We start from the raw sequence: 12829 nt of genomic DNA, 5'->3' as shown, positions 1-12829 counted from the left end.
TCTTATGGGCTTTCTCCTACCCTAGCTCTACCCTGCCGCATCCCGCTGGCGGCAAACCCGTGGCATCATCAGGGCAAGGTATGGCAGGTACAGGTGTGGAGCAACTGTTGCAACTGTTCGTTTACGGCCTTGTCCTAGGCAGCATCTACGCCCTAGGGGCCATTGGGGTGTCGCTGACGTTTGGCATTTTGCGCTTTGCCAACTTTGCCCACGGGGATCTGATGACCTTGGGGGCCTATTTTGCCCTAACCTTTGTTGGCTGGGGCTGGCCTTTGGGGATCAGTTGGATCCCGGCCGCCTTGGCCACGGTGCTGTGCGCGGTGGGGATCGACCAATTGGTCTATCGCCGCCTACGCCGGGAGGCCCCCGTTATTTTGCTAATCTCCTCCTTTGGCACCGCCCTGATTTTGCGCAGTCTGGTGCAGATTCTCTGGGGACCCAACAACCAGGTGTATCGCCGGGGTATCCAAGTCCCCTGGGAGCTGGGTGGGCTGCGCATTAAGCCGGACTGGCTGGTGATTTTAGTGGGAACGGCGCTGCTGGTGGTGGCCCTGCACTTGTTTTTGCAGCACACGCGGGTGGGTAAGGCAATGCGGGCCATGGCCGACAATTTTGACTTGGCCAAGGTAACTGGCATCGATACGGAGCAGACTATTCTCTGGACCTGGGCCATCGGGGGGGCTTTGGCCTGTTTGGCAGGCATCTTTCTCGGCCTCGACACCCGGCTCCACCCCACGATGGGCTGGCGACTGTTATTGCCCGTTTTTGCCGCAGCCATCCTCGGCGGCATTGGTCGCCCCTACGGCGCCATTGCGGGAGGGTTAGTGATTGGCTTGGCGGAGGAGTTCTCTACCTTGGTCATTAGCCCCGCCTACAAGACAGGGGTGGCCTTCGCCATCCTGGTCCTGCTGCTGATCTTCCGGCCTACTGGGCTCTTGGGAGGGCGAGCCTGATGCTAAGCTATGCCATTTTCTTCTTGATCCTGGTCGGGATCTACGGCGTACTGGTGCTGGGCCTCAACATCCAGTGGGGCTACGCTGGCATGTTCAACATTGGCGTGGGGGCCTTTTTTGCCGTGGGGGCCTACGCCAGCGCTATTGTCACGACACCACCGACCCCTGAACACCTGGGGGGCTTCGCGCTCCCCTTTTGGGTGGGCTTTGCGGTAGCAGCGGTGGTGGCGGGAGCAATTGCTTTTTTGATTGGCTTGATTACCCTGAAGCTGCGCTCTGACTACCTGGCGATTGCCACCATTGGCATTGCCGAGATTATTGGCCAAATCTTGAAAAACGAGGGCTGGCTAACCAACGGCGTACGCGGTATTACCCGCATCCCCCGGCCCTTTCGCGGTTGGATCCCGGGGCAGGATACGCTGCTGTACCTAGGCTTGGTGCTCTTGGTGGTGGCAGGCGTCTACTGGTTAAGCGAACGGGCCTATCGCTCCCCTTGGGGACGGGTGCTGCGGGCTATCCGCGAGGACGAGCCAGCAGCCCTGGCTGCTGGCAAAGATGTCCTCCAGTTTCGCCTGCAGGCGTTTGTCCTGGGATCCATGCTCATGGGGTTGGCGGGGGCGCTCTATGCCCACTTTGTCAACTTCATCAGCCCGGAAGCCTTTCAGCCGGAGTTTGCTACCTTCATTGTCTGGGTGATGTTGATTGCCGGGGGCAGCGGCAACAACCGCGGCGCTCTGCTGGGGGCGCTGGCTATTTGGGGAGTGTGGTCGGCCAGTGAGCTGTTCACCAATCGCCTGCCGCCCCAGTGGGCTACGCGGGCCGGCCCCTTGCGCATTCTGCTCATCGGGATCCTGCTCCAGGTGATTCTTCTTACCCGCCCTCAGGGGCTGTTGCCAGAGCGCCCGCCCAAGCCTGTTTTGAACCCTTCTGCTTCCTCCAAGCAGAACCCAGCAGGATAGGATTGGGTCGGCTCCAGCCGTTGTTGACGCTTTGAGGCAACCCAGATCTCTGCCAGCATGACTCCGCGCTCCAAGGAAACGGACTCCTCCCTGTCGCCCCGCCACCCCGATGGGATAGGGTGCCCCCCAGCTGCGCCCATCAAAGAGGGCTATGCCCTGCCTGAGCATTACTTTAACCGCGAGCTCAGTTGGATTGAGTTCAACGCCCGGGTGTTACACGAGGCCCTGGACGAGCGCACCCCTCTCTTGGAGCGGCTGAAGTTTCTGGCTATCTTCGAGAGCAATCTGGACGAATTCTTTATGGTGCGGGTAGCGGTGATCCGCCGTCAGTTGGAAACAGGCGTGCTGCTACCAACCCCCGATGGCCTCACGCCCCAGCAGCAATTGCGCCAGATTTCTGAGCACCTGCGCCCCCTGCTTCACAAGCTGCACGAGTGCTTTCGACAAGAGTTAGTGCCCAAGCTGGCAGAGCAAGGCATTCACATCCGCAACTTCAGCGACCTGTCGGAGTCAGAGCGGCAGGAACTGCGGGAGTATTTTGATCGCCGCCTGTTTCCCGTGCTCACCCCCCTGGCGGTGGATCCAGGTCATCCTTTCCCCTATATCTCCAACCTCAGCCTTAACCTGGCGGTGGTGGTGCGGGATCCAGAAACGGGCAAGGAGCATTTTGCCCGCGTCAAAGTGCCCAACACCCTGCCCCGCTTTGTGCCCCTGCGGGATGGGGTAAGCTTTGTCCCCCTGGAGCAGGTGATTGCCCACCATCTGGAAGCGCTGTTTGTGGGCATGGAGGTGCTGGAGTACCATCCCTTCCGCATCACCCGCGACGCCGATCTGGAAATCCAAGAGGACGAGGCCGACGATCTGCTCGCGGCCATTCAGGAAGAGCTGCGCAAGCGCCGCTTTGGCTCGGTGGTGCGCATGGAGATTGCCAAGTCGATGCCCCCTGCCATTCGCCAGCGGCTGTGTGAGGAGCTCCATTTGGATGCTGACTTGGTGTACGAAGTGGATGGCCTTCTCAACCTGGGCGGGCTAATGGCGTTTCTTGACCTAGACCGGCCCGACTTGAAGGATCCGCCCTGGCGACCCGTCACGCCCCCTCGCTTACACACCACTTCGGTGAGGGAGGAGCCGGTGGATATTTTCGCGGTCATCCGGGAAGGGGATCTGCTGGTGCACCACCCCTACGAGTCTTTTACCGCCAGTGTCGGACGATTTTTGGAGGAAGCGGCCAACGATCCCCAAGTGCTCACCATCAAGCAAACCCTCTACCGCACTTCCGGTGACTCCTCGGTGGTGGGATCCCTCATCCAGGCTGCCGAAAACGGCAAGCAGGTAGCCGCTTTGGTGGAACTCAAAGCCCGTTTCGAGGAGGAAAACAACATCCTCTGGGCCAAGAAGCTGGAGAAAGCCGGGGTCCATGTGGCCTATGGCCTACCAGGGCTGAAGATCCACTGCAAGCTGGCCTTGGTGGTGCGGGAGGAGGAGGGAGCCCTGCGCCGCTACGTCCACATTGGCACCGGCAACTACAACCCCAAAACTGCGCGTATCTACACCGACCTAGGCCTATTTACCTGCGATGAGACTCTCTGCAACGATGTTACCGAGTTGTTTAATGTGCTAACCGGCTACTCGCGGCAGCGGCACTTCCGCAAGCTCCTGGTAGCTCCCCGCACTCTGCGCCAGGGAATGGAAGCCCTCATTCGCCGCGAAATGCAGCACGCTCAGGCGGGGGGCCAAGGGCGGATCATTGTCAAGATTAACTCCCTCACCGACCCGGAAATGATCCGGCTGCTCTACGAGGCTAGCCAGGCAGGGGTGGAGATCGATCTCATTGTGCGCGGCATGTGCTGCCTGAGGCCCGGGATCCAGGGTTTAAGCGAGCGCATCCGCGTCATCAGCATCATCGGGCGCTTTTTGGAGCACTCCCGCATTTTTTACTTCTACAACAATGGCCAGGAAGAATACTTCATTGGCAGCGCCGACTACATGACCCGCAACCTGGATCGCCGCGTCGAAGTGGTCGCCCCCGTGGAAGATCCGGTGTTGAAGCAGGAGCTAAAGGTAATCTTGGACATCTGCCTAAGGGACAACCGGCAGGCGTGGGAGCTGCGTCCCGATGGCACCTATGTGCAGCGACAGCCCAAGCCAGGCGAGCCTGTGCGCGCTACCCATCAATGCCTGATGGAGCGGGCTGCCCGTCGCGCTTAGCTGCAGCGCTCTGTGCCGAGCCCTGGCCTCTCTCCCAAAGGAGGGGCAAGTTCCAGGGCAGCTCAGGAGCGAGGCGGCTGAGCGGCTTCGCTCTCCGCTTGTAAGGAAGACTGCAAGCTCTCCAGCTTCTCTCGGCTGCTGCGGTTTAGCCACGCTTCAATTGCCTTCACCAAAAGCTGATCCCCTGAAAACCAGCCGCCGCCATTTACCGCAAAGGCCAAGAAGATGGCTGCATAAATGGCCGATAGCTCCAGGTAGGGAATGCTGAAGCCGGCTACTTTGATGTGGTGAAACATGGCCACCGCCATTGTGGCCACCAAGCTCAAGGCAGCAGGCCGCGTGAACAAGCCCAAGGCCACCAGAGGGGCTGCAATTAGCTCAGTGTAGGCGGCTACATAGGAGAAAAAGATTGGGAAGGGCAAACCAATGACTTCTACGTAAGCTGTTGCAAATCCTTCGATGTCCGCCAGCTTGTCAAGGCCGTTGTGGATCATGAATAGCCCTGCCACCACCCGCAGGACCGTCCAGCCCAACTGGGACCACCGCTGGGCAACGCTGTCCTGACGTAGGAGGGAAGCTAGCAGCAGGGGAAGCCGCTGGAGAAGTGTCATAGAGGAAACCTGCTCTGGGAGGGTTCGTTAATCATTGTAACGATTCTGAATTGTCTGTAACAAGAGGAGGCCTTTACAGGGGCGGCCCTCTGGCTAAGAGCGGGGATCCCTCCCCCCTCTAGAGCAGTTCTCGGGTAGGTGCCAGCGGGATCTTTCTGGCAGCTGCAGGCGAGCCCTTTTGAAAAGCTCCCTCACCGCAGCTCCCTGCGGCTGCAGGATACCTCAGGGGCCAGGTTGAGGCCAAAGTAGCTGCTGCCGGAAGCTCCTCCGCTCAGGGCTTCTCAAGCGCTTTTGACTTCGGGAGCGGCCTCTGTTCTGGAATGCTCTACCGTCCTAGACGAGAGTGGAGCTGCGGCTCAGATTTTTCAGTAAGCGAACAGGACGGCTCCAGGTGCAAATTGAGATCCGACTCTTCTAGCAGCAGGGGCACTCGTTCAGCTACCTCTAGGCCAAACCCTTTCAAGCCACTGATGTGGCGGGAGGTGTTGCTGATGAGACGCATCTTCCGCACCCCCACATCCCGCAGAATCTGGGCGCCGATGCCGTAATCGCGCAGATCCATCGCTGCTGGCGGCGCAGTTTCGGCTAGCCCCAGATCTTGACGGGCATACAACTGAATTTGCTCGATGAGGCTAAGCTCTGGTCGGCGCAGGTACACCAGCACTCCCTTGCCCTGGTGGTTAATCATTTTCAGGGCAGCAGTTAGTTGACGACGACAATCGCAGCGCAGGGATCCCAGCGCATCCCCCAGGGGGCACTCTGCCTGCACGCGCACCAGAACGGGCTCAGCGGCAAATTGGGCTGGATCCCCTTTCACCAACGCCAGGTGTTCTACCTGGTTGAGGGTGTCGCGGTAGCCGTAGACTTGAAACTGGCCGAACTCCGTGGGCAGGGTGGCGGTAGCCCCCCGCTGGACCAACCGCTCCGTGCGCAGGCGGTACTCAATGAGATGGGCAATGGTGATGATTTTGAGACGGTGCTTGCGGGCAAACTCAACCAACTGGGGCAAGCGAGCCATGGAGCCATCGGGGTTTTGGATCTCGCAGAGCACTCCCGCTGGGTAAAGCCCTGCCAACAGGGCCAAATCCACGGCTGCCTCGGTGTGCCCAGCTCGCTTGAGCACCCCACCCTCCCGCGCCCGCAACGGAAAGACATGCCCCGGTCGGCGCAGGTCTTCCGGTCGCGTACGGGGATGGATGGCTGCCTGGATGGTCCGAGCGCGATCGGCAGCGGAGATGCCCGTAGAAACCCCTAACTCTGGCCCAGCATCGATGCTGACCGTAAAGGCAGTCTGCTGACTGTCGGTGCTTTGCCCCACCATCAGCGGGATCTTCAGCTCGTCAAGGCGGGATCCCTGCATGGCCAGGCAAATGAGGCCCCGCCCATGGGTGGCCATGAAGTTGATGACCTCTGGCGTGGCAAACTGAGCCGCACAGATGAGATCCCCTTCGTTTTCCCGATTTTCGTCATCGACCACGATGACCATGCGGCCCCCTCTAAGGTCTTCCAGGGCCTCGGGAATGGAGTGGAAGAGGGTCTCTGTCTCTGCTGGTAGAGTGGTGCTCATGGAAGAAGCTACCCCAGGCCGACGCCTTCAGGACTTCTAGGACCTAGTACTTTGGAATAGAGGGATCGTAGGCTGCAGCCCAGGCGAGGATACCACCGCGCAGGTTTTTCCCCTCGATCCCGGCCGCCTTGAGGATCTTCAAGGCTTTGGCCGAGCGCGCCCCGCTCTTACAGTGGACAATGAGCTCTGAGCCGTTCAGGAGCCGACGCACCTGCTCCACCCCATCGCCGTTTTCAATCTGGGGCAAAGGGATCAGGTGGGCGCCTGGAATCCGGCCAATCTCCCACTCGCTGGGATTGCGCACATCTACCAGCACAAAATCCTTACCGGCGTCCATCCAGGCTTTCAGCTCGTCCACCGTAATCTCGGGGATCTCCGTCTGTTCTGCAGCCCGCGCCTGCGGGATGCCGCAGAACTGCTCGTAGTCTATAAGCTGGGTGATGGGCGGGGTGGCAGGATTCTTGCGCAGCTTTAGCTCGCGGAAGGTCATCTTGAGGGCATCGTAAAGAAGGAGCCGCCCACTGAGCGTTGTGCCGATACCCAGCAGGATTTTCACAGTCTCAGTGGCCTGGATGAGGCCAATGATGCCAGGTAGGATCCCCAACACTCCCCCTTCCGCACAGGAGGGCACCAAACCTGGTGGGGGGGGTTCGGGGTAGAGGTCGCGGTAGTTGGGACCGCCCTCATAATTGAAAACGGTTGCCTGCCCCTCGAAACGGAAGATAGAGCCGTAGACGTTGGGCTTGCCCGTCAAAACGCAAGCGTCGTTAACCAGGTAGCGGGTGGGAAAGTTATCGGTGCCGTCGACAATCACGTCGTATTCAGCAAACAGCTCTAGGGCATTGTCAGCCTTCAGGGCGGTGTTGTAAACGTCCACCTGGCAGTAGGGGTTGATCTCCAGGATACGGTTTTTGGCCGATTCCACCTTGGGCTTGCCCACCCAGGAGGTGCCATGGATCACCTGCCGCTGCAGGTTGGACACATCCACGACATCAAAGTCAACAATGCCAATCCGCCCCACGCCGGCTGCAGCCAAGTAGAGCAACAGGGGCGAGCCAAGACCCCCTGTGCCAATGCACAACACCTTGCCCGCCTTTAGCCGCTTCTGTCCTTCTAGGCCCACCTCCGGCAGGATCAGATGGCGGGAAAACCGCTCCATCTCCTCGCGGGAGAGAGTGACTTGGCTAGTGTCTAGGTTCAACATAGTCACAACCCTCCAGCAATGGCAGGAACGATGCTAATGACAGCCTTTTCGCCTACAGGAGTGTCTTCGCCCTGGGCTAAGTTGCGCACATCCTCGTCATTGAGGTAGATGTTGACGAAGTTACGCAACTTGCCGTCCTCCGTGTAGAGGTGGCGCTTGAGCTCGCCGTAGCGGGTAATTAGGTTGCGCATCACTTCGCCAACACTGCTGCCTTCGACTTCAACCGCTTCCAGGTTATCGGTGTAAGGCCGTAAGGGGGCAGGGATCAAGATCTTGGTTGCCATAGGAGTTTGGGGAAGGACTCTAGCAATCTCGAGTTAACTCTTGAGGCTTTGGGCCCAGCAGGCCAACCTGGTAGTCACCTCACCTCTCCAGTCCAGACTAGCGCCTTTTCCGACCCTCGCCCCCACGCACCCATTAGTCAAGATTCCGCTGGGGAGGGCTGCCAACGGCTGGCTCTAGCTGGCCAAGGCCCAAGCCAAGGCAGGGGGTGCCTCTGCCCAAACCTGGATTGGCTCCTGCTGAGGTTGTTCCTGCTCATCCAAAACCCAGCTTGCCACCTCCCCTGCCTTGCCGTTGTGCACGCTTACAATTACGCAGGAAAAGCCCCAAGGAAAAGCGTGCTGTCGGTCAAACTCGGAGGGGATGGCAGGGTGATTGGGATGGGAGTGGTAGGTGCCCAGGATCCCTAGGCCCTTGGCCAGAGCATGGTCGCTGGCTCGCTTGAAGTCAGCTGGCTCAATTAGGAAACGGCGGCGGCTGGATTCCCCATCCGCCAAGGGGTTTTCGGCCCGCTGCCAGCTGTTGGCCACTGGCCAAAGCTCGTAGACGACCTTGTCGGATCCGTTGAGCTTGCCAATTAAAATGCCACAGCCCTCGTCGGGGAAGGCTTGTTCGCCGTGCTGGCGGATGGCGCGAAGGTGCTCTGTCGAAAGGTGGAGGGCCATGAATCTCGCCTTTGCCGATGGAATTATCGTCCTTTTATTGTGACACAGAAAAGAGGCTTGGGAGCCTTGCAGAACCCCGAGCTGCGGTTTCGAGAAGAGAGTGACACCCTCCTAGCGCCAGCCCTAAGGAGGGGGCCGCGCCTTGCGGCAAAGCCTTGACTTGGCTCCTACAACTACTCCGGCCTGCCGTGGCGGGCAGCTGGCGCTGGAGGGATAAGAGGTAAGTAGTGGGGGCAGCCCTGGCAAGGCCCCTGGGGGTTGACAGCGCAGCGCAACCAGGCTGAGCGGGCGTTAAAAACACAGGAGGGATCCCCTAGCGGTTGGCCGAATTCTCCGGCCCGCTGGCGGCGCAGCAGTACTACTTGCCGGCGCCAGTCCCGCAAAAATCGGCTGTAAGCGCGTTCTTGCCAGCGGCGCTTGGCCGCATGGTGCAAGAGATGGGCAGTGAGGTTAGCCAACATGAAGCAGTCACCCAAAAAGAAGGCCAAGAGGCGTGGGGTCGTGGTGGATTGGCTTGGATCCTCCAAGATGGCACACCCCACAAGGAGAGGGGAAAATTGCAAACTCTCTTTGCCGTAGCTGCAAGGCTGCCTGGCCAACTGGAGGGGCTAGGAGCTGCTGAAGGGGTGCCAGCCGCTGGCTAGTAGGCAGGGGGATAAGCCGCCTATGATGGGGGTATAGAACAAGCTGGCTCCGACTTCTAGGAAGTTGCAGCGAGGCTCTCTAGTCAGCCGCCAGGGGATCCCGGCAAGCTAGCCCCTTAGAGGAGTATCGAGGTTGCAATGAAAGGTGCCTCTGGATCAGCGCAAGGGCAAAGTTCTCCCCCCTCTCCTTCGGATTACCTGATCCGAGGTACGGCGGCAGAAGGCAAAATTCGTGTGGTGAGTGTTGTTTCCACCCAGGCAGTCCGGGAAGCGAGGGAGCGGCACAAGCTCTCCTACGTAGCCACGGTGGCCTTGGGGCGAGCCATGAGTGCAGCCCTGCTGCTAGCGGCTGACCTGAAGGAACCCCAAGCCCGGGTTAGCTTGCAGATCAGGGGCGATGGCCCCCTTGGTGGCATTCACGTTGATGCCGGCGTGGACGGTACAGTACGCGGCTACGTGAGCAATCCGGCCATTGAGCTTCCCCTCACCCCTGAAAGCAAGTTGGACGTGGGCCAGGCGGTTGGGCGCTACGGCTATTTGCACATCGTGCGGGACTTAGGCTACGGCCAGCCCTATACCAGCACCGTGGAGCTGGTTTCGGGAGAGGTGGGAGATGATGTTAGCTACTACCTCACTTCCTCTGAGCAGATCCCCTCGGCAGTCCTGCTTGGGGTAAACCTTGATTCCCAACGGGTGCGCGCTGCCGCGGGAGTACTGGTGCAGCTTCTGCCAGGGGCACCAGCCAGCTTGATCTCGGAGGTGGAGGCGCGTTTAACCCAGGTGGGAGAATTTAGCCCCCGGCTGGCCCGCGGTGAGGGGTTGCGGGAGTTGTTGGAAATTTGGCTAGGCGACTTAGATCTAACGCTAGTGCCGGAGAGGCTTCCTGTCCGCTTCCATTGCCCGTGCAATTCCGAGCGAGTGAAGGGGGCGCTGCGCCTGCTAGGACGGGATGAGCTTATGGATATGATCCAAACCGACAAGGGAGCGGAGGTAGTTTGCCAATTCTGCAACAAGGTCTACTACTTTTCGGAAGACGAGCTGCGCTCCCTTGTGGCCGAGGTGTCGGCAAGCCAGTAAGGGCAGGGGTTTGATCCTCAGCTTGCCCGGCAAGCTTGGTTGGACAAGCTTTCATCCCTGTCCTAAGTTATGTCCTAAATTAGACTTATCCAGCTGGTGGCAAGATTAAGCTTTAGGGGGAGTTACGCCTATGAAGATTCCTCTACCACAGTTGGATCAAGAGCCCCCCTGGAGAGGAGTCCGAAGACAAAGCGGCAACAGGGGTTTAAAGTCCACCTGCGATAGTTGCCAGAAAAGGGATCCCTACCTTTTGCCCCATGTCCCCCGTTACTCCTGAGCTCTCGGTTGTCATCCCCTGCAAAAATGAGGCAGACAACCTGGAGCATCTGTTCGAGCGCCTGCGACTTACCTTGGATCCCCTAGGGATCCCCTACGAGATTATCTGTGTTAACGACGGCAGCCAGGACGACACGCTGGAAAAGCTCATTGCCTTCCATCGCCAGGATCCCCGCATCAAGGTGGTCAACCTTTCCCGCTGTTTTGGCAAGGAGATTGCCCTCACAGCGGGTCTGGATTATGCCTCCGGCAGAGCCGTTGTTCCCATCGATGCCGACCTGCAAGACCCACCAGAGCTGATCCCGGAGATGCTGCAGCTGTGGCGGCAGGGGTACCAGGTGGTGTACGCTGTGCGCCGTAGCCGCCGAGGGGAAAGCTGGCTAAAACGCCTGACAGCCAACGGGTTTTACTGGGTGATTGACCAGCTCAGCCAGGTGCCGATCCCGCGCAATACGGGGGATTTTCGGCTATTGGATCGTCAGGTGGTAGACGCCATTAAGCAACTGCGGGAGCGCACCCGCTTTATGAAAGGGATCTTCGCCTGGGTGGGCTACCGGCAGACGGCCATTTTTTACGACCGCGCCCCCCGCTTTCGCGGCAAAACCCAGTGGAACTACTGGCGGCTGTGGAACCTGGCCATAGAAGGCATTACCTCTTTTAGCTCTTGGCCGCTGCGGGTGTGGAGCTATCTGGGCTTGGCGATCTCGCTGGCGGCTCTGCTCTATGGCCTTTTCCTCGTCATTCGTACTTTGCTGTTTGGCTCCGATGTGCCCGGCTACGCCTCTTTGGCGGTAATGATCTTATTTTTAGGTGGGATCCAGTTGATTAGCCTGGGCGTGATTGGAGAGTATCTGGGCCGCATTTTTGAAGAAGTGAAAGGCCGCCCCTTGTACCTAGTCAATGGCTCCTTTGGGTTCGAGGCCCTGCAGCCTTCCCCTGCTCCAGAATCAGATCCAATGTCCACTCCTATTTGAGGGTTTTGCGTCCCGAAGCGGCATATTCTCGGTACTCGCGCACAAAGATCTCTTGCATCTGGGCTTGGGAAAGCTGGATCCCTTGGATTTCGGCGCGGGCAATAGCCTTCATGAGCTCAATATAGGCCAGGCCCAGGGAAAGGGTTAGGGTAGCCGCTGTGGTGGACTGGATAAGGCCGCCCACAAGGGATCCCGCGCCAGGAATCATCTTCAGCAAGTTCGAGACAATGGTCCGACCGGTCACCACTGCACCTCCAATCCCTGCCAAAGCCGCCATCAAAGAGTAGTAAAAAGAAGGGGAGGCTTTATAGCCGAAGATAAAGCTGATATTGGCAATCATGCCCACTTGTGCTGCTGCCAGTAGAGGGGCATCGGCAAAAGGAAGGGGTGCGGCGCCGATGAACGCTGCGCTGGCCACATAGCCCGATACATACTTAAAGGCAGCATCGGCCTTGAGATCCACCCGCAGCAACTGCTGCCGGATAAAGGCAAGACGTGCAGCCTCGGGCAGCAGCTCCGAGGTACAGCCAATCAGGTGCTCCAGTCCGTGGGCGGGGATGGTGAGGTGCCGGTTAATAACTTTTTCACGGGCCAGGAGAGGAACGATGTAGCGAACAGGCAGGTTCTGGTGCTGCAAATACTGGAAAAACTCGCTCTCTTCGGGATTGGGGTATTCCAGGCATTGGGTCAAGACTAAGATGACCGGTACATCTTTGAGTTCTAACTCTCTCAGCCACTCACGCTCGGTTTCCTCCAGCCGCTTCAGTTCGTGGTGGATGCAATACCAGACAATGTGGATGTGATGTTCGGGATCCTTGAGGCGCAGCTCGTCAATGAGCTGGGACACCTCGAGCCGAACCTGGATATTCTGGTCTCCCGCCAACTCCAGACCAGGTGTATCGTAGATGGTAATTGGGCAACCCTGCTTCGAGTATTTGCGAATGTGGCGGGTAACAGGGCTGCCGATCCCAGTACGGGCCAGCTCATCTTTAAACACCGCATTGACCAAGGTACTTTTGCCCACCCCGCTTTTGCCAATCACCAGGACATTGCAGTGGCCCATTTCTGCCTCTGCTTCCAGCAGGCTCTCTTTGAACAGCTGGCTGGCCCAATCCCAGGATTCCTGCCGCTTCGCTGCGGCCCGCCCAATTGCCCGCTGGGTTAAGTGAATGAGCTTTTCTACCCAAGAGTGGCTTTCCGGCCCTGCTGCAGACATGTTCTGTCCCTTCGCTAGGGAGTTATTGAGCTGACACCCCCTCCCAGTGTAGATCCTGGGGGAGACGGCAGCGGTCTAGGAACTAACACTTTATTGAGAGCTATTCACAAGAAATATGAGGCTGGACTATGCTGGGACAAAGAGGGTGCCAAGAGCTCCCGGATCTGCCCAGTCGAGCGAGTAGACTGAGGGA

The 12829-nt window shown here is 58.9% G+C and carries 11 protein-coding genes and 1 pseudogene; 5 read left to right on the top strand and 7 right to left on the bottom strand.

What is annotated here, in order from left to right:
* Positions 1–80: 80 nt before the first annotated feature.
* The 3 genes from NW822_RS09030 to NW822_RS09020 are packed head-to-tail and all read left to right on the top strand — an operon-like array spanning position 81 to position 4120.
* A complete protein-coding gene (locus NW822_RS09030; protein ID WP_414362882.1) occupies positions 81–953 on the top strand; it encodes a branched-chain amino acid ABC transporter permease in 873 nt (290 codons plus the stop codon).
* Positions 953–1912 (top strand): branched-chain amino acid ABC transporter permease, encoded by a 960-nt coding sequence (locus NW822_RS09025; RefSeq protein ID WP_414404211.1) that lies wholly within the window; start codon positions 953–955, stop codon positions 1910–1912. The genes NW822_RS09030 and NW822_RS09025 overlap by 1 nt, the downstream gene beginning before the upstream one ends.
* A gap of 57 nt (positions 1913–1969) precedes the next feature.
* On the top strand, positions 1970–4120 hold the full coding sequence (locus NW822_RS09020; protein WP_414404210.1) for an RNA degradosome polyphosphate kinase: 2151 nt from the start codon (positions 1970–1972) through the stop codon (positions 4118–4120).
* Positions 4121–4182: 62 nt separating this feature from the next.
* Here the strand turns inward: NW822_RS09020 and NW822_RS09015 are convergent, their stop codons facing one another.
* The 6 genes and pseudogenes from NW822_RS09015 to NW822_RS08990 form a co-directional block, all read right to left on the bottom strand.
* The gene (locus NW822_RS09015) at positions 4183–4731 is read right to left on the bottom strand and encodes a DoxX family protein (protein ID WP_414362887.1); all 549 of its coding nucleotides are present in this window, start codon (positions 4729–4731) and stop codon (positions 4183–4185) included.
* Positions 4732–5074: 343 nt separating this feature from the next.
* Positions 5075–6298, bottom strand: a pseudogene (gene ribB, locus NW822_RS09010) (3,4-dihydroxy-2-butanone-4-phosphate synthase); the annotation flags it as partial.
* A 43-nt stretch (positions 6299–6341) separates the two neighbouring features.
* Positions 6342–7502: a molybdopterin-synthase adenylyltransferase MoeB gene (gene moeB / locus NW822_RS09005; RefSeq protein ID WP_414362905.1), complete on the bottom strand. Its 1161-nt coding sequence runs from the start codon at positions 7500–7502 to the stop codon at positions 6342–6344.
* A 2-nt stretch (positions 7503–7504) separates the two neighbouring features.
* Complete coding sequence (locus NW822_RS09000) at positions 7505–7786, bottom strand: MoaD/ThiS family protein (RefSeq protein ID WP_414362888.1); 282 nt, start codon at positions 7784–7786, stop codon at positions 7505–7507.
* Positions 7787–7960: 174 nt separating this feature from the next.
* Positions 7961–8449: a M67 family metallopeptidase gene (locus NW822_RS08995; protein ID WP_414362889.1), complete on the bottom strand. Its 489-nt coding sequence runs from the start codon at positions 8447–8449 to the stop codon at positions 7961–7963.
* A 173-nt stretch (positions 8450–8622) separates the two neighbouring features.
* Complete coding sequence (locus NW822_RS08990; RefSeq protein WP_414404209.1) at positions 8623–8991, bottom strand: DUF6464 family protein; 369 nt, start codon at positions 8989–8991, stop codon at positions 8623–8625.
* Positions 8992–9231: 240 nt separating this feature from the next.
* Between NW822_RS08990 and hslO the strand changes: the two genes are divergently transcribed.
* A complete protein-coding gene (gene hslO / locus NW822_RS08985) occupies positions 9232–10170 on the top strand; it encodes an Hsp33 family molecular chaperone HslO (RefSeq protein ID WP_414404208.1) in 939 nt (312 codons plus the stop codon).
* A 257-nt stretch (positions 10171–10427) separates the two neighbouring features.
* Complete coding sequence (locus NW822_RS08980; RefSeq protein ID WP_414362893.1) at positions 10428–11420, top strand: glycosyltransferase family 2 protein; 993 nt, start codon at positions 10428–10430, stop codon at positions 11418–11420.
* Here NW822_RS08980 and NW822_RS08975 read toward each other — a convergent pair.
* The gene (locus NW822_RS08975) at positions 11413–12636 is read right to left on the bottom strand and encodes a YcjF family protein (protein WP_414404207.1); all 1224 of its coding nucleotides are present in this window, start codon (positions 12634–12636) and stop codon (positions 11413–11415) included. The two genes, NW822_RS08980 and NW822_RS08975, sit on opposite strands and share 8 nt — an antisense overlap.
* Between the last annotated feature and the right edge of the window lie 193 nt (positions 12637–12829).

This window comes from Synechococcus sp. H70.2 (assembly GCF_047462275.1).
Lineage (GTDB): Bacteria > Cyanobacteriota > Cyanobacteriia > Thermostichales > Thermostichaceae > Thermostichus.
The sequence above is the reverse complement of the archived record's forward strand: the minus strand, read 5'-3'. Positions and strand labels throughout refer to the sequence as shown.